Raw genomic sequence first — 17,704 nt, forward strand, 5'->3', positions numbered from 1 at the left:
AAAACTGTTGAATTACCGGGGTTTCAGCCGTTTTTTTAGGTTTTTTATTTTTCCTCGGTGTTGATATGGTCGTCGTTCGAACCCGCAATAAAGGACTATTGCAGATGCCGACCACAGAAATAAAAACGCAGTCTCAAGATCTGACTTTGAACACGTTGCTCGACGCCACTGGCGATCTGGACAGCGCCGAAGCCTTGCAAAAAAACCTGCCCGCTTTTTTGCTGAAATGTTCAGCCACCCAACTCGCGGCGATTGATCGAACCACTCGAGAGTTGCATGCCGTTCAACTGACAGTCGAAAAGGAGCTGGCCACGCTCAAGCCGTTGCACTCCTTTTGTATCGATGAACTGACCGTTGCGCTGCGCCAGAAATGGCCGGTGGATTTCGACGTGGAAAAGGATTTTCTGAGCTTGCCCGGTGCCGATTGCGGCTGCGAGCCGATATCGACAGATGAAAACGGCGTAAAAACCTTTCCGGCGGCCACGCAGACGTTGCTACAGGCCGCCATGCAGAATTTCACCGAAGAGGAAGCAGCAGGCGGATTTCCCGTCGGCAGTCAGGTCGTCGTACAAAGCACTCCGGGCGGCGTAAGCGGTTTGACTGTGGCAGCCTTTGCCGGGCTATGCCGAGAGCTGGATCTTGGTAAACGCTATCAGGCGCATTTTCAGCAGGTTTTCGGGCCTTTGGAGGGTGACGACAAGGCCGTGGTGCGCAACGCCATGGTTCACGACATAGCGAACATGAAAAAGCTGTCGTTGCAATTGGACACCCAACTCGCCGCCATCAAAAATCACATCACCCCTGCCGGGTTGCAGACTGTGCAACGGCTTATTGACGCCGAGGGTGTGGTGTCGGCGGCAACGCTGCTCTACAACAAACAGACACTGATGATGCAAGGCCTGGAGATTTTCGACAGCTGCGTCTGGGGTGTCGTGGTGTTTTGCGCCCATTCGTTCGAATCGCATCCTCAGGAACCGTGCCTGGTGTATATGGCAGGAGAGCCCGAGCGCGCGTTGTACGAATACCCGAGCTTCAATGCGTTCAAACAGTACCTGACGCAAAAGTTGAAGGATCGGCGCTACAAGGATTACTTCGCCAACAGCATTGATGAAGATGACAAGGCAGATTTTTTCAAGGCTGTAGCCGATTCCGCTGAGCTGGGATCCATCAAGTCGTTGCCGATCACGGTGCCGCTGTTCGAGTTCATGGTGCAAAGTCACGTAGGCAAAATGCAGGTTGATGCACGCAAGCTGGCGGTGCCGACCGCCGACATTGATGACGATGCACGCAGCAAACGTCTGCTGGATTTTCTCCAGCTCGGTGTCACCGTTGCCTCCGTCGCAGGATTTTTTGTACCGGTGCTCGGCCAACTGATGATGGGCGTTGCGGTAGGGCAATTGCTTGGCGAGGTGTATGAAGGCATCGAGGACTGGCAGCGGGGCGACCAGCAGGAAGCGCTGTCACACCTGCTCAGCGTGGCGGAAAATATTGCACTGATGGGCGTGTTCGCGGGTGGCCAGAAAGTCGTTGGCACGCTCGGACGCGATCTGGTGCGTTCACATCCGGCGTTCTTCGGCCAGTTCACCGCGATTTTCAATCAGGCCGGCAAACCACGCCTGTGGAAACCTGATTTAAGCCCTTACGAGCATGACCTTCCGCGCGGATTCACGCTGGCTGAAGGAACCGAAGAACTGCATCAGATCGGCAGCACGGAGTACGGCCGCGTCGGGCACCGGATCCTTGCGGGCACTTTCGATTCGACATCGCGTACCTGGCGCCTGCAACACCCTGGACGCACTGAAGCGTTCTCCCCTGTGCTTGAACGTCACGTCGAAGGTGGCTGGCGCACTCCGGCCGAAGACACAGAACAGTGGCGCAGCGCGGCGTATACCCTCAAACGCATCGATCCACAGCTGTGTGATTTTACAGATGCCGAACTGGACATGATGCGCAGGATCAGCGGCGACCGCTATGAAGCGTTGCAGCGTGCCTTGCACGACAATCTGCCGCTGTCATCCCGGCTGCGCGACAGCGTGGAGCGACTGCGTACGGAGCGACGGTTACGCGTGCTCATCGCCGAGCTTGAGCGGGGCGAAACCCACTCAGGGCAACCGGTGCATGAACAGTTGCGTGCGTTGTCGAAGCTGCCCGGCTGGCCCACAGACCGTTACATCGCGGTCACCGATGCCGCGGGCGAAGTCACCGCAACCTACCCCCTCACCACGGTGCGCGATGATCGTCTGAGTGTGGTGATCACTGAAGACCAATTGGCCGAAGGTCAATTGCTGCAAACGGTAATCGATGGTTTGTATCAGAAGGAAGTCGATGCCTTGCTGGGGGGCAATCCCGGTCGTCAGAACGAACGCGAGATTCTCGCTAAAAAAACTCGGCTCACGGCTCAAGGCTGATCGTCCGGCGGTGTTCCAGCGAATGTATGAACGCTACGACCGGATCGAGGCTGACGATGTGCAGAAGCTGCGCAATACGTTTGTCGAGCTGCCGGCGCGCCATGCGCAGCGTCTTATCGATCAAGCGCCGAGTGCCGAGCGTCTGCACCTGCGTTCTAGCGGTCGAGTGCCTGTCGGTCTGGCGCAGAAGGTCAGGGCCGCGACCCATCAGGTACGTGTTGATCGTGCGCTGATCGGGCTTCATTTGCCGGCAATGGCCAATCCGGACACTGAAAAGCTGGCCATACAGTTACTGCCCCGTCTGAGCGGCTGGGATGCACAACTGCGGCTTGAGGTACGAGAAAAAACCCTGAAAGGGCCTTTGCTGGAAGCGATTGGTGTCGCGCCGGCGACGCCCTTGAACACCCGCACTTTGGTTAAATCCAATGGCGGGTATGAGGTGTTTGATGGCGACAGCAAATCGCTGGGACGGGTTGAGGCGGGGGCTGACGAGCGCTATCAAGCCATTCTCAAGGCGCTGACTCCTGCGCAACGTGCCGCCGCCGGTTTCCCCGATCCGGTGCCTGCTGATGGGGCTCGACTACGCAACAAGCTGCTTGAAACTGCACTGGACGAGCGCGAGGTGACTGCGCGGATGTTGATCTCCGGCAAGTCTGAGCCGGTTGTTTTCGAGCCGGCTTGTGTGCAGGCCGATCAGGTGATGGCGACGACTCATCCGCGAGCATTGCTGCGCAAAGTCTTGAGGCTTTTCCCCAGCTACACCGAGACCCAGGCCAGCCAATTGATCGATCAGTTGGGCAACGACCCGCTGACCCGGGCAACCGGTGTTAAAGCGTTGCGTGAGGATCTGCGCAGCCTGCGCGACGCACTGGAACTCTGGAGCGAGGATGAGCCCGCGATAAGGGCGCTCGGCGGGGATGGGCAAGAGGTGCGTCATAGTCGCAAAGCCACCGCTGAACTGATTGAGGACAGTTTTCGGCGACTCTTATGGGTCAGAGACGCCAATGGCCAACCCGTTTGTACCTTGAATCTGGACGGCATGCGAGTCGGCAAACTGCCCACCCTGCCACCGGGTCTGAAGTTCGACCACATCAAACGATTGTCGTTGAGGAACATGGAGCAAGGCGACGATATCGCGTATTTCCTTCGCTCGTTCAAGCAAGTTGAAACGCTGGAGCTTGATCGCAATAAGCTCACTCGGCTGCCGGAAATTCTGTCGTTCATGCCTGATCTGGGTCGGTTGAGCCTGGCGGGTAACCAGATCAGGCTGACCGAGCAGACGCTGTTGAAGCTGAGCCAGTTGCGCACGCTTCACAGTTTGAATCTGAGCGGCAATCCGCTGGGGGCAACCCCGGATGTCAGTCATATGTTGAAATTGCGCTCTCTGGCACTGCGCGAGACCGGTGCTACGGAATTGCCCAAAGGTCTGGCACGCTTGCCGGATCCGGACTGGGTGGATTTGCGCAACAACGAAATAAAGGTATTGCCGGATTGGCTCTTCACAACACCGCGCCGTTTCAGTGAGGCACTTAACCTGCGATTCAATCCACTGTCCGACGTCAGCAGCACGCACCTGTCGAATTACCGGGAAAACATCGGCGTCGGCATGGGCTATCTGGATAACGATAATGCCCGTCTCGACGAAAACCAGGCGCGATCGCTCTGGTTCACTGACGGCGCGGGGGAGGACTGGAATCGTCGTAACCGAATCTGGACGGCATTCAAGGATGATCCGAGGGCCGAAGGATTATTCCATCTGCTGGCGGAACTCAGTCATACCGCCGATTCCGAGAAAGCGACCAAAGACATGCATCGGCGGGTTTGGGCAGTACTCGAGGCGGCGGAGCAGCGAGCGCCGTTGTACGAACAGATTCTCGATCTGGCGGCCAATCCGATCAACTGTACGGACAGTGCAGCGATAAACTTCAGTCATCTGGAAATCGCCGTTGAAGTCGACAGGGTGATCAGCCCTGCTGAAGGTCGGGTAAATGGTGCCAAACCCCTGATCAAACTCGGCCGTGGTCTGTTCCGTCTGGATCAGTTGAACCAGATCGCTCAAGAACATGCCGACAAGAATCCGACCGCCGATCCTTTGGAGGTCAACCTCGCGTATCGCACCGGTCTCGCCGATGACCTGGATCTGCCGGGGCAGCCGCGGTTCATGCGTTATGCATTACTGGGCGGTGTGACCCGTGCTGATCTGGACATTGCGAAGAACAGGATCATTACGGCTGAAGCTTCAGCGCAGTGGGTGACGTTCCTGCAACGCCAGTCATTCTGGTGCGATTACCTCAAACGCACGTTCAGTCGCCAGTTCTCCAACATTGACGAGACGTTTTCACCGCAGCTGGATGCCGTATTTGAACAGGCGAGCACACTCAGTTCCGCCGATTATCTCAGCCAGATGGATGCGATCAGGTTCCAGCGCGAGCTGGCTGAGGAAGCTGTGCTGACACGCCTGACCGACGATGCGATACGTTTGGTTAATCTGGGGATCTGCGCCTTGCCCCAAGGGTAAAAGCTACTTGCCGCGAATCAGACGGCGCAGCGCAAAGCGATTGGGATGGCACGCCTCAGCGACACTTCGCGGCAGCGGCAACGGTTCGTTGTCGAGCCAGGCGGCGAGCAATTCACCCGACAGCGGTGCGGTGATCAGACCGCGAGAGCCGTGACCGCTGTTGACGTAGAGCCCGTCAAGCCACGGGCAGGCCACGTCCGGAACCTGGCGGGCATCTTTGGCTAATGTGGCGTATGCCTGATTGAACGCTTCGCGGTCGGAAACGGGGCCGACGATCGGCAAATAGTCGGGGCTGGTGCAGCGGAAAGCAGCGCGGCCCTGGAGGTTTTCGACAGGCTGTTCGCTGATGTGCAGACGCGACACGAGGTCGCTGGAGATTTCTTCGAGCATCGCCAGATTGCCTTCGTGTTCGGCGATGGTCGGGGTCAGGTCGTCGCTGTTGAAATCGAAGCTCGCACCGAGGGTGTGTTCGCCCAAACGTGCCGGGGCGACGTAGCCTTCGGCGCAAACCACGGTGGTCAGGGCCTGGCTTTCTGCGGTCTCGGCAAGGCGAGTGACTTGTCCGCGAATGCGCTTGAGCGGCAGCTCGGCACTTTGCGCAAAACGTTTGATCTCGGCGGCGCCGGCCAGCACCACGACCGGTGCGCTGGCCAGTAAGCGGTCACCGTCGAAGGCTTGCCACTGATCGTCGACTTTGCGCAGTTCCAGTACGTCACGATGGCTGAGCAGTTCGATGTTCGGTTGCGCCGCTTGCGCCTGACACAGCGCCGGTGGATGCACCCAGCCGCCTTCGGGGTAGTACAAACCGCCGTGATCCAGACCGATGCCGGCGTGGCGTTGCGCTTCGGGTTGATCGAGCCATTGCAGTAAATCTTCGGGGAAGGCTGCGGCCAATTGCGCGTGGCGCTCGGCTTCCTTGGCATTGAACGCCAGTTGCAGCACGCCGCAATCGTCCCAATCGGTACCGCGTTGCAGGGTTTCCAGCAAGCGACGGGTGTAGCCGAAACCGCTGACGATCAATTGCGATAACGCGGTGCCGTGGGCGGAGAGCTTCAGATACAGCACGCCCTGCGGATTGCCCGAGGCTTCTTGCGCCACGCCATCGTGGCGCTCCAGCAAGCTCACTTGCCAACCGCGCGCGGCGAGGCTGGAAGCGGTGGCGCAACCGGCCAGTCCGGCGCCGATTACCAGTGCACGACGTTCGCCTGCCACTGGGGCAGGGCGGGCGAACCACGGTTTTACCGGGGCGGGTGGCGCAACGTCTGACGGCCAACCGAGGAACTCGCCACGCAGAATTTCCCACTTATGGCCAATGCCCGGCGTGCGTTTCATTTTGAAGCCGGCGGCGTTGAGCAAACGGCGCACCCAACCGGTACTGGTGAAGGTGCTGATGGTCGAGCCGGGTGCCGCGAGTCGTGCCAGTTCGACGAACAGTTCCGCCGTCCACATGTCCGGATTTTTCGCCGGGGCGAAACCGTCGAGAAACCATGCATCGATCTGCGCATCGAGTTGCGGCAGTTGCTCCAGCGCATCGCCGATCAGCAGGGTCAGCGTCACGCGACCGTCGGCCAGGGTGATGCGCTGAAAGCCTTGATGGACGGCTACGTAATGCTTGAGTAACTGATCGGCCAGTGGTTTGAGTTCTGGCCACAAGGCCAATGCCCGTTGCAGATCGGCCGGGCTCAACGGGTATTTTTCGACGCTGACAAAATGCAGCCGGGCCCCGGCCACGGCGTGTTGTGCGAACAACTGCCAGGCACAGAGAAAATTCAGCCCGGTGCCAAAACCGGTTTCGCCGATAACCAGGCGACCGCTTGCCGGCAGCGCAGCAAAACGCTCGGCCAGGCGGTTTTGTTCGAGGAACACATAACGGGTTTCATCCAGACCGGACTTGTCGGAAAAATACACGTCATCAAACACTCGCGAACGCGGGCGTCCCTGTTCATCCCAATCGAGTTGGGCGTGGGGCAATACGGGTTTCATGGCAGGCTCGGCAACGTCAAGGCGGCCATTCTAGCCGATCGGGCGAGGGGTGCTTGATCCATGGCAAGGTCTGATCCAGGGGGCCATGGAAAATGTCAAAAGATCGCAGCCTGCGGCAGCTCCTACAGGGTGGATTGCATTCCAGTGTAGGAGCTGCCGCAGGCTGCGATCTGTTCAGAGGTTGTCATCATCCGCTAGTCTTGCTGAACCCTGGAAGGAGCCGTCCAATGTTTGAATCCGCTGAAATCGGTCACGCCATCGACAAAGACACCTACGAGGCCGCCGTCCCGGCACTGCGTGAAGCGCTGCTGGAAGCCCAGTTCGAGTTGCAGCAACAGAAGCGTTTCCCGGTGATCATTTTGATCAACGGCATCGAAGGCGCGGGCAAGGGCGAGACAGTCAAGTTGCTCAACGAGTGGATGGATCCGCGCCTGATCGAAGTGCGCACTTTCGACCAACAGAGCGACGAAGAACTCTCGCGGCCACCGGCCTGGCGTTACTGGCGGATGCTCCCGGCCAAAGGGCGGATGGGGATTTTCTTTGGCAACTGGTACAGCCAGATGCTCCAGGGGCGGGTGCACGGTTTGTTCAAGGATCCACGCCTGGATCAAGCGATCGCTGGCGCCGAGCGTCTGGAAAAGATGCTCTGCGATGAAGGCGCGCTGATCTTCAAATTCTGGTTTCACCTGTCGAAAAAGCAGATGAAGGCGCGACTCAAAGCGTTGGCCGACGATCCGTTGCACAGCTGGCGCATCAGCCCGCTCGACTGGCAGCAATCGGAGACCTACGACAAATTCGTCAAATACGGCGAGCGCGTGCTGCGCCGCACCAGTCGCGATTACGCGCCGTGGCATGTGATCGAAGGCATGGATGCGAACTACCGCAGTCTGGCCGTCGGCAAGATTCTCCTTGAAGGTTTGCAAAGTGCGCTGAAACGCCCGGACGTGCATCCCCACGATGTCAGCGCCGCGCCGCTGGGCACACCCGTTGATCATCTGAACCTGCTCGACAGCCTCGACCTGACCCAGCGTCTGGACAAGAAAGATTACGAAGAACAACTGATCACCGAACAGGCGCGATTGTCCGGTCTGATGCGCGACAAACGCATGCGTCGCCATGCACTGGTCGCGGTGTTCGAAGGCAACGATGCGGCGGGCAAGGGCGGGGCGATCCGTCGGGTGGCGGCGGCGCTCGATCCGCGCCAATACAACATCGTGCCGATTGCCGCACCGACCGAAGAGGAGCGTGCGCAACCGTACCTTTGGCGTTTCTGGCGACATATTCCGACGCGCGGCAAATTCACCGTGTTCGACCGTTCGTGGTACGGCCGAGTGCTGGTGGAGCGCATTGAAGGTTTCTGCACACCGGCGGACTGGCTGCGTGCGTACGGCGAGATCAATGACTTCGAGGAGCAGCTGGCCGACGCCGGGGTGATCGTCGTCAAGTTCTGGCTGGCCATCGACAAGGACACGCAGATGGAGCGTTTCCAGGAGCGTGAAGAGATCCCGTTCAAGCGCTTCAAGATCACCGAGGACGACTGGCGCAACCGCGACAAGTGGGATGATTACCGTGCCGCCGTCGGCGATATGGTCGATCGCACCAGTTCCGAGATCGCGCCGTGGACGTTGGTTGAGGCCAATGACAAGCGCTGGGCGCGAGTGAAAGTGCTGCGCACGATCAACCGCGCACTCGAAGACGCGTTCGAGAAATCCGACAAGCACGCGAAAAAGCACAAGGACTGAACCGATGGACACGCATACGCGGGGTGAATGATTGTCGCGGTCGGCAATGGGGTGGACTTATGCTCGGTTCACTCTCAACCGACAACAACAATGAGGTATGCCATGCGTGAAGTGGTGATCGTCGACAGCGTGCGGACTGGCCTGGCCAAATCCTTTCGCGGCAAGTTCAACCAGACCCGCCCCGATGACATGGCGGCGCACTGCGTCAACGCGCTGCTGACGCGCAATGACATCGACCCGGCCAGCGTCGAGGATTGCATCGTCGGCGCCGGCTCCAACGAAGGCGCGCAGGGCTACAACATTGGCCGCAACGTCGCGGTGCTTTCGCGTCTGGGCACCGGCACCGCCGGCATGACCCTCAACCGTTTCTGCTCGTCGGGCTTGCAAGCGATTGCGATTGGCGCCAACCAGATCGCCTCGGGTTGCAGCGACATCATCGTCGCCGGCGGCGTCGAGTCGATCAGCCTGACGATGAAAAGCGTCAACACCGATCACCTGATCAACCCGCTGCTCAAGCAACAGTCGCCGGGCATCTATTACACGATGGGTCAGACTGCCGAAGTGGTTGCGCGACGTTATGGCGTCAGCCGTGAGGCGCAGGATCGCTATTCATTGCAGAGCCAGATCCGCACCGCGCAGGCGCAGGCGGCCGGGCTGTTCAACGATGAAATCGTGCCGATGTCGGTGAAGTATCGCGTTGAAGACAAGAACACTGGCGAAGTGCAAATTCTCGACGGCGTGGTTGATCGCGATGACTGCAACCGTCCGGACACCACCTATGAAAGCCTCGCCGGGTTGAAACCGGTGTTCGCTGAAGACGGTTCGGTGACGGCGGGCAACTCGTCGCAACTGTCGGATGGCGCGTCGATGACGCTGGTGATGAGTCTGGAAAAAGCCCTGGAATTGGGGCTGAAGCCGAAAGCGTTTTTCCGTGGGTTTACCGTGGCCGGTTGCGAGCCGGACGAGATGGGTATCGGCCCGGTGTTCTCGGTGCCGAAACTGCTCAAGGCGAAAGGTTTGCAGGTGTCGGACATTGATCTGTGGGAACTCAATGAGGCGTTCGCTTCGCAGTGCCTGTACAGCCGTGATCGGCTGGAGATCGATAACGACAAGTACAACGTCAACGGTGGCTCGATTTCGATTGGTCACCCGTTCGGCATGACCGGGTCGCGGCAGGTCGGGCATCTGGTGCGCGAGTTGCAGCGGCGTAATTTGCGTTACGGGATTGTGACGATGTGCGTGGGCGGCGGGATGGGTGCGACGGGGTTGTTTGAGGTGGTGCGTTAACCGCCAAAAGATTTGTCAATTGATATACCGCATTCGCGAGCAGGCTCGCTCCCACAGGGTTCAGGGTGTACACATTTTCAATGTTCACCTAAGTCCTGTGGGAGCGAGCCTGCTCGCGAATGAATTCACCACTGACTATCGGCTGGAATCCAGCCCCTGCATCCGCGCAATGTAAGCCTGAATTTCCTTCTCAATCTGCTCGGCACTCTCAAACGGCCCTTCAAGGGTATTTTCCCGAGTGCTGAAATACAGTTCGCCATTGACCCGGCACACGCGGTCGCTGCGAAAGTGCGTGGCGGGGGCGTTGTCTTGGGCGCGCATGCCTAACATGAGCGGTCTCCTTGGCTGAGGCGCTGGACGGGATCCAATCAGCTTATGCCTGAAGCACTTAACCCGCGCGGTCAGCCGATCAACGGCAGCGCGTCAATTTAATGCTGCGACCTGCACAGTTTCATTCACGTCCTGGCCCCAACTGTCCCTGTGTCGCGCCCGGCGGCACGCCTAGAATGAGCGCACTTGTCAGCAGGCTTTTGGGGTTCGCATGCACATTTCATCCGGTCGCTGGGTTTACGGCTTGTTCCTGGCGCTGCTGACCGCGTTTCTGTGGGGCATCCTGCCGATCAAACTCAAACAGGTGTTGCTGGTGATGGATCCCGTCACGGTGACCTGGTTTCGCTTGATGGTGTCCGGCAGCTGCCTGTTCATTTATCTGGCCGCGGTCAAACGCCTGCCGAGCCGCAAAGTGCTGGGGCCCAAGGGTGGCTGGCTGGTGATGATGGCGGTGCTCGGCTTGGTCGGCAACTACGTGCTGTATCTGATGGGCCTCAACCTGCTCAGCCCCGGCACCGCGCAACTGGTGGTGCAGATGGGCCCGATCATGTTGCTGATCGCCAGTCTGTTTGTGTTCAAGGAGCGTTTCAGCATTGGCCAGGGCATTGGATTGTTGGTGCTGCTGGTCGGTTTTGTGCTGTTCTTTAATCAGCGTCTGGCTGAGTTGCTGACCTCACTGTCGGATTACACCGCTGGCGTGTTGTTGGTGCTGCTGGCGTCGACGGTGTGGACGTTTTACGCGCTGGGCCAGAAGCAATTGCTCACGGTGTGGAATTCGTTGCAGGTGATGATGGTGATTTACCTGTTCTGCGCGTTGTTGCTGACGCCGTGGGTACACCCGCTCGAAGCGCTGGAGTTGAGCCCGTTGCAGGGTTGGTTGCTGCTCGCGTGCTGCATGAACACGTTGATTGCCTACGGTGCATTTGCCGAAGCGCTGGCGCATTGGGAGGCATCGCGGGTCAGTGCGACGTTGGCGATTACGCCGTTGGTGACGTTTGGCGCGGTGGCGATTGCGGCGGGGATCTGGCCGGAGTACGTGCATGCCGAGCAGATCAATGGACTTGGGTATGGCGGGGCGGTGCTAGTGGTATTGGGCTCGGCGCTGGTGGCGTTGGGGCCTTCGTTGATTGCCGGGCTCAAGGCGCGGCGCATGCGTATGGCCTGAAGATCAAAAGATCGCAGCCTGCGGCAGCTCCTACAGAGAACGCATTCCAATGTAGGAGCTGCCGCAGGCTGCGATCTTTTGTTTTTAGCCCTTGGCCCCAGCCTCAATCATGTTTTCCGGCCGCACCCACGCATCAAACTCTTCATCCGTCAGGTAGCCCAACGCCAACGCCGCCTCACGCAACGTCAGCCCCTCGCTGTAAGCCTTCTTGGCGATTTCCGCCGACTTGTCATAACCGATGTGCGGATTCAGCGCTGTCACCAGCATCAACCCACGCTCCAGATGCCGCGCCATGACTTCCGCATCCGGCTCCAGCCCGGCAATGCAGTGCTGCTGGAAGTTGCTGCAGCCGTCGCCGAGCAGGCGGATCGATTGCAGCAGATTGTGGATGATCACCGGTTTGTACACGTTCAACTGCAAGTGACCCTGACTGGCGGCGATGCCGATCGTCACGTCGTTGCCCAGCACCTGACAGGCCAGCATCGACAGCGCTTCGCATTGGGTCGGGTTGACCTTGCCCGGCATGATCGAGCTGCCCGGCTCGTTGGCCGGTAGGCGAACTTCGGCAAAACCGGCGCGTGGGCCGGAGCCGAGCAACCGTAGGTCGTTGGCGATTTTCATGAGCGCCACGGCGAGGGTTTTCAGCGCACCGGAGAGGCTGGTCAGCGGTTCGTGGCCGGCGAGGGCGGCAAACTTGTTTGGCGCGGTGACGAATGGCAGACCGGACAGCGCCGCCAGTTCTGCGGCAATCGCTTCACCGAAACCGTGCGGCGAATTCAACCCGGTGCCGACGGCTGTGCCGCCCTGTGCCAGTTCACACACCGCTGGCAGCGCGGCGCGGATCGCCCGTTCGGCGTAATCCAGCTGCGCGATAAAACCGGACAATTCCTGACCGAAGGTGATCGGTGTCGCGTCCATCATGTGCGTGCGCCCGGTTTTCACCAGTTTCATATGCCGCGCGGCGAGTTCAGCGAGGCCACCGGACAACTCGGCAATTGCCGGCAGCAGTTGTTCCTGCACGGCTTGCGCGGTGGCGATGCTCATGGCGGTGGGGAAACAGTCGTTGGAGCTTTGCGAGCGGTTGACGTGATCGTTCGGGTGCACCGGCGTCTTGCCGCCGCGCGGATTGCCGGCCAGTTCGTTGGCGCGACCGGCGATCACCTCGTTGACGTTCATGTTGCTCTGGGTGCCGCTGCCGGTCTGCCAAACGACGAGCGGAAACTGGTCGTCATGCTGGCCGTCGAGGACTTCGTCAGCGGCCTGTTCGATCAGGCGGGCGATGTCGGCGGGCAGGTCGCCGTTGCGGTCGTTGACCCGTGCCGCGGCTTTCTTGATCAGGGCCAGGGCGTGCAGTACCGGGAGCGGCATGCGTTCCTGACCGATGGCGAAGTTGATCAGCGAGCGTTGCGTCTGAGCCCCCCAGTAAGCATCGTCCGGGACGTCGATCTGGCCCAGGCTGTCGGTTTCGATACGGCTCATCGTGCACACTCCTGTTGGTCTGTTTGCGCAGTTTAGGCCGGGTTCGGCCCGGGTGGTTCCATCGAATCGATTGTTGACCGGTAAAACCCCGCCAATCAAGCGCGGCAAGGCTTGGGGGGTTGAGCCGCAGCGATTTTTAGGCGCAGAATGGTCGCCCTTGGGGTTTTACCTCGCTTTGCTTAAAAGGAAACTCGATGACTCGTCTTCGTGCCATCTGTACCGCGGTTGCACTGGTTTGCGCCAGCGGCCAGGTGCTTGCCGATACCGCCAGCCACAACGCCAGTGCCGAAGCTTTCCTGACACTGGCCCACGCTGACAAACTGGGCACTCCGGTGTACATGCAAGTGCAGCAAATGTTCGCTCAGCGTTTTGAGCAGACCAAAGCCCCTGAAGCTAAAAAAGCCGTGCTGGAAACCTATCAGGCCAAAGCCAACGCCGCGCTGGATCAGGCCATTGGCTGGAACAAGCTGAAGCCGGACATGGTCAAGCTGTACACCACCAACTTCAGCGAATCCGAGCTGAAAGATCTGGTCGCGTTCTACCAGTCGCCACTGGGTAAAAAAGTCCTGGAAAAAATGCCGCAGCTGACTCAGCAATCGGCCCAGATGACCCAGGCCAAACTGGAAAGCGCGGTACCGGTAGTCAACAAGCTGCTGGAAGACATGACCAACGAGCTGGCCCCGAAAGGCGCTGCTCCGGCCAAGAAAAAGCCGTAAGCGGAGTTCGTGATGAGCATGCAACAACGCATCGAATCTACGCTGGGCCTGTTACAGCCTGAGCATCTGCAAGTGCTGGATGAAAGCCACATGCACAGTCGCGGGTTACAGACCCACTTCAAGGCAGTGGTGGTCAGCGCGCAGTTCGAAGGCCTGAACCGGGTCAAGCGCCACCAGAAAGTCTACGGCACGCTCGGCGAGCTGATGGGCGAGTTCCATGCGTTGGCGCTGCACACCTACACCCCGCAGGAATGGGCAGAGACCGGCGCCGCCCCGGCGTCGCCGACCTGTGCCGGCGGAAGCAAACACTGATTTTGGATGTGGCTGGATTTTTGTGGCGAGGGGATTTATCCCCGATGGGTTGCGAAGCAGCCCCAAAAGCCACAGAACCCAATCTCCCTGAAAGACCGCATTCTCAGGGTTTGGGGCCGCTTCGCAACCCATCGGGGATAAATCCCCTCGCCACAGGTTTTGTGTTGTCACAGAAGACTCAGTACATCCAAAACACATCGTGTTTTTGCTAGAATCCGCAACGCGCCGCTACCCGGCGCGTTTTTTTTTGAATCCGGTTCACCCTTTGCGAGGGTAGCCACCTGGAGAAATACCCATGACACAACCGATTGTCGTGGCGGCACTGTATAAGTTCGTCACCCTCGAAGATTACGTCAACCTGCGCGAGCCACTGCTGCAAGCGATGGTCGATAACCAGATCAAAGGCACCCTGCTGATTGCCGAAGAAGGCATCAACGGCACGGTGTCCGGCACTCGCGAAGGCATCGACGGCCTGCTCGCCTGGCTCAAGAGCGACCCACGCATGATCGACATCGATCACAAAGAGTCGTACTGCGACGAGCAGCCGTTCTATCGCACCAAAGTCAAACTGAAGAAAGAGATCGTCACCCTCGGTGTCGAAGGCGTCGACCCGAACAAAAAGGTCGGCACTTACGTTGATCCGCAAGACTGGAACGCGTTGATCAGCGACCCGGAAGTGCTGTTGATCGATACGCGCAACGATTACGAAGTGTCGATCGGCACCTTCGAAGGCGCCATTGATCCGAAAACCACCAGTTTTCGCGAATTCCCTGACTACATCAAAGAACACTTCAACCCGGCCGTGCACAAGAAAGTCGCGATGTTCTGCACCGGCGGTATTCGCTGCGAGAAAGCCTCGAGCTACATGCTCAGCGAGGGCTACGAAGAGGTTTACCACCTCAAGGGTGGCATTCTGAAGTACCTCGAAGAGGTGCCGCAGGAAGAAACCAAGTGGCAGGGTGACTGCTTCGTGTTCGACAACCGCGTGACCGTGCGCCACGACCTCAGCGAAGGCGACTACGATCAATGTCATGCCTGCCGCACACCGGTCAGCGTTGAAGATCGCGCCAGCGAGCATTACGTGGCCGGCATCAGCTGCCCGCATTGCTGGGACAAGCTGAGCGAGAAGACCCGCCGCAGCGCAATCGACCGGCAGAAGCAGATCGAACTGGCCAAGGCGCGCAACCAGCCGCACCCGATCGGCTACAACTATAAGCAAGCATCCACCGAGGCTTAATCATGTCTGCACGCCTGCTCTATGTGATGGACCCGATGTGTTCGTGGTGCTGGGGTTTTGCTCCGGTGGCCAAGGCATTGGTGGAGCAGGCGCAGGCAGCCGGGGTCGAGCTGCATCTGGTGGTCGGCGGTTTGCGCACCGGCAGCGGCTCGGCGTTGGAGCCGACCACGCGGCGCTACATTCTTGAGCACTGGCAAGCGGTCACCGACGCTACTGGCCAGCCGTTCAGATTCGACGGCGCGTTGCCCGACGGTTTTGTCTACGATACCGAGCCGGCCTGTCGCGCGATCGTCACCGCGCGCAGCCTGGCGCCGGATTGCGCGTGGACACTGGTCGGACTGATCCAGCAGGCCTTCTACGCCGAAGGTCGTGATGTCACCCAAGCCAGCGTGCTGGTGGAACTGGCCGAGCAGGCCGGCGTGCCGCGTATCGAATTCGCTGCGCTGTTCGACCGTGCCGATCAGCACGAAGCCACGTTGGCTGATTTCAATTGGGTGCAGGATCTCGGCATCGCTGGGTTCCCGACCTTGCTCGCCGAGCGTAACGGTCAGCTGGCGCTGCTGACCAACGGCTATCAACCGCTCAGCGAACTGTCGCCGTTGCTCGGCCGCTGGCTGGAGCGCGCTGCCTGTGCATGATCCGGCCGATGACACGCCAGCCGTAAAGCGTGTCGACCGGCTGAGCTGGGCAGAAGTCCGGCGTTTGGCTCTCACACACAAAAAATCCCTGTGGATCGCTAACGGCGTGGCTGTTCTGGCGACGCTGTGCAGCGTGCCGATTCCTCTGCTGCTGCCGTTGCTGGTCGATGAAGTCTTGCTCGGCCACGGCGATGCGGCACTGAAAGTCATGAACCATGTGTTGCCCAGCATGTGGCAGCAAGCGGCGGGTTACATCGGCCTGATGCTGGTGGTGACGCTGACTCTGCGTTGCAGCTCGCTGTGTTTTGGCGTGTTGCAGTCGCGATTGTTTGCGCGACTGGCCAAGGACATCGTTTACCGCATCCGCGTGCGCCTGATCGAGCGCCTCAAGCGGATTTCCCTCGGCGAATACGAAAGTCTCGGCAGCGGCACGGTGACCACGCACCTGGTCACCGATCTCGATACCCTCGACAAATTTGTCGGCGAAACCCTCAGTCGTTTCCTCGTGGCGATGCTGACTCTGGTCGGTACCGCGAGCATCCTCATGTGGATGCACTGGAAGCTGGCGCTGCTGATTTTGCTGTTCAACCCACTGGTGATTTACGCCACGGTGCAGTTGGGCAAACGCGTCAAACACTTGAAGAAACTCGAGAACGACAGCACCGCGCGCTTCACTCAGGCGCTGAGTGAAACCCTCGATGCGATTCAGGAAATTCGCGCCGGCAACCGGCAGGGGTTTTTCCTCGGCAGGCTCGGCCTGCGCGCGCAGGAAGTGCGCAATTACGCGGTCAATTCGCAATGGAAAACCGACGCCTCCAACCGCGCCAGTGGTTTGTTATTTCAGTTCGGTATCGATATTTTCCGTGCGGCGGCGATGCTCACCGTGCTGTTTTCCGACCTGTCGATCGGCCAGATGCTCGCGGTGTTCAGTTACCTGTGGTTCATGATCGGCCCGGTCGAACAGCTGCTCAACCTGCAATACGCCTACTACGCGGCGGGCGGTGCGCTGACGCGGATCAACGAGTTGCTGGCGCGCGCCGATGAACCGCAGTATCCCGGCGGCGTCGATCCGTTCAAGGGTCGCGACACCGTCGGTATTCAGGTGCAAGGCTTGAGCTTCGGTTACGGCGATGAACTGGTGCTCGATCAGCTCGATCTGTCGATTGCCCCCGGTGAGAAAGTCGCGATTGTCGGTGCCAGTGGCGGCGGCAAAAGTACTCTGGTGCAATTGCTGCTGGGGTTGTACACGCCGCTGTCCGGCACCATTCGTTTCGGCGGTTCGACCCAGCAGGAAATCGGCCTCGACACCGTTCGCGAGAACGTCGCGGTGGTGTTGCAACACCCGGCGCTGTTCAACGACACCGTGCGCGCCAACCTGACCATGGGTCGCACGCGCGACGACGAAGCCTGTTGGCAGGCGCTGGAAATCGCTCAGCTCGAAGCGACCATCCGCGCCTTGCCCGATGGTCTCGACAGCATCGTCGGCCGCTCCGGCGTGCGCCTCTCCGGTGGTCAGCGCCAACGTTTGGCGATTGCGCGGATGATCCTCGCCGAGCCAAAAGTGGTGATCCTCGACGAAGCCACCTCGGCCCTCGATGCGGCCACCGAATACAACCTGCATCAGGCCATGGCGCGCTTTCTCAACGGTCGCACCACGCTGATCATTGCCCACCGTTTGTCAGCGGTGAAGCAGGCCGATCGCGTGTTGGTGTTCGATGGCGGGCAAGTGGCTGAAGACGGCGATCATCAACAACTGATCGCCGATGGTGGTTTGTACGCCAAGCTCTACGGGCATTTGCAGCGCCACTGAGTTATCGGCATCCATGCCGCTTGCCGTGAGCCCAAACGCCTCCTAGTCTAGGAAGGTGGTCTGATCGGAAGGGATGATC

Annotated in this window: 13 protein-coding genes; 10 read left to right on the plus strand and 3 right to left on the minus strand. The window is 59.5% G+C overall.

The window, feature by feature from the left end:
* The first annotated feature begins 104 nt into the window (after positions 1–104).
* On the plus strand, positions 105–2,408 hold the full coding sequence (locus tag ACIOMO_RS20940) for a dermonecrotic toxin domain-containing protein (protein ID WP_401243354.1): 2,304 nt from the start codon (positions 105–107) through the stop codon (positions 2,406–2,408).
* Between the two features lie 22 nt (positions 2,409–2,430).
* Positions 2,431–4,926 (plus strand): NEL-type E3 ubiquitin ligase domain-containing protein, encoded by a 2,496-nt coding sequence (locus ACIOMO_RS20945; RefSeq protein ID WP_401243357.1) that lies wholly within the window; start codon positions 2,431–2,433, stop codon positions 4,924–4,926.
* A 3-nt stretch (positions 4,927–4,929) separates the two neighbouring features.
* Here ACIOMO_RS20945 and mnmC read toward each other — a convergent pair whose 3' ends face one another.
* The gene (gene mnmC, locus ACIOMO_RS20950) at positions 4,930–6,909 is read right to left on the minus strand and encodes a bifunctional tRNA (5-methylaminomethyl-2-thiouridine)(34)-methyltransferase MnmD/FAD-dependent 5-carboxymethylaminomethyl-2-thiouridine(34) oxidoreductase MnmC (RefSeq protein WP_401243359.1); all 1,980 of its coding nucleotides are present in this window, start codon (positions 6,907–6,909) and stop codon (positions 4,930–4,932) included.
* A gap of 227 nt (positions 6,910–7,136) precedes the next feature.
* On the opposite strand from mnmC, the gene pap reads away from it, so the two are divergent.
* A complete protein-coding gene (pap, locus tag ACIOMO_RS20955) occupies positions 7,137–8,651 on the plus strand; it encodes a polyphosphate:AMP phosphotransferase (RefSeq protein ID WP_401243362.1) in 1,515 nt (504 codons plus the stop codon).
* Between the two features lie 102 nt (positions 8,652–8,753).
* Positions 8,754–9,938, plus strand: coding sequence for a thiolase family protein (locus tag ACIOMO_RS20960; RefSeq protein WP_401243365.1), 1,185 nt, complete (start codon positions 8,754–8,756; stop codon positions 9,936–9,938).
* 135 nt (positions 9,939–10,073) lie between these two features.
* Here the strand turns inward: ACIOMO_RS20960 and ACIOMO_RS20965 are convergent, their stop codons facing one another.
* Positions 10,074–10,268: a DUF6316 family protein gene (locus tag ACIOMO_RS20965; RefSeq protein WP_212543757.1), complete on the minus strand. Its 195-nt coding sequence runs from the start codon at positions 10,266–10,268 to the stop codon at positions 10,074–10,076.
* A 211-nt stretch (positions 10,269–10,479) separates the two neighbouring features.
* Between ACIOMO_RS20965 and ACIOMO_RS20970 the strand changes: the two genes are divergently transcribed.
* Positions 10,480–11,433 carry a DMT family transporter gene (locus ACIOMO_RS20970; RefSeq protein WP_401243369.1) on the plus strand — a complete coding sequence of 318 codons (954 nt, stop codon included), beginning with the start codon at positions 10,480–10,482 and terminating at the stop codon, positions 11,431–11,433.
* A gap of 84 nt (positions 11,434–11,517) precedes the next feature.
* Here ACIOMO_RS20970 and ACIOMO_RS20975 read toward each other — a convergent pair whose 3' ends face one another.
* A complete protein-coding gene (locus tag ACIOMO_RS20975) occupies positions 11,518–12,912 on the minus strand; it encodes a class II fumarate hydratase (RefSeq protein WP_053122487.1) in 1,395 nt (464 codons plus the stop codon).
* A gap of 194 nt (positions 12,913–13,106) precedes the next feature.
* Between ACIOMO_RS20975 and ACIOMO_RS20980 the strand changes: the two genes are divergently transcribed.
* From ACIOMO_RS20980 to ACIOMO_RS21000, 5 genes are all read left to right on the plus strand, one after another.
* The gene (locus ACIOMO_RS20980) at positions 13,107–13,628 is read left to right on the plus strand and encodes a DUF2059 domain-containing protein (RefSeq protein ID WP_053122485.1); all 522 of its coding nucleotides are present in this window, start codon (positions 13,107–13,109) and stop codon (positions 13,626–13,628) included.
* 12 nt (positions 13,629–13,640) lie between these two features.
* Positions 13,641–13,940: a BolA family transcriptional regulator gene (locus ACIOMO_RS20985; protein WP_008079766.1), complete on the plus strand. Its 300-nt coding sequence runs from the start codon at positions 13,641–13,643 to the stop codon at positions 13,938–13,940.
* Positions 13,941–14,235: 295 nt separating this feature from the next.
* A complete protein-coding gene (locus ACIOMO_RS20990) occupies positions 14,236–15,177 on the plus strand; it encodes a rhodanese-related sulfurtransferase (protein ID WP_401243374.1) in 942 nt (313 codons plus the stop codon).
* A 35-nt stretch (positions 15,178–15,212) separates the two neighbouring features.
* Positions 15,213–15,815, plus strand: a complete 603-nt coding sequence (locus ACIOMO_RS20995) for a DsbA family protein (RefSeq protein WP_401243397.1) — start codon at positions 15,213–15,215, stop codon at positions 15,813–15,815.
* Positions 15,808–17,625: an ABC transporter ATP-binding protein gene (locus ACIOMO_RS21000; protein ID WP_400649829.1), complete on the plus strand. Its 1,818-nt coding sequence runs from the start codon at positions 15,808–15,810 to the stop codon at positions 17,623–17,625. Before ACIOMO_RS20995 ends, ACIOMO_RS21000 begins: the two co-directional genes overlap by 8 nt.
* Positions 17,626–17,704: the final 79 nt, after the last annotated feature.

The sequence above is a fragment of the Pseudomonas sp. NPDC087804 genome (assembly GCF_044742965.1).
Lineage (GTDB): Bacteria > Pseudomonadota > Gammaproteobacteria > Pseudomonadales > Pseudomonadaceae > Aquipseudomonas > Aquipseudomonas rustica.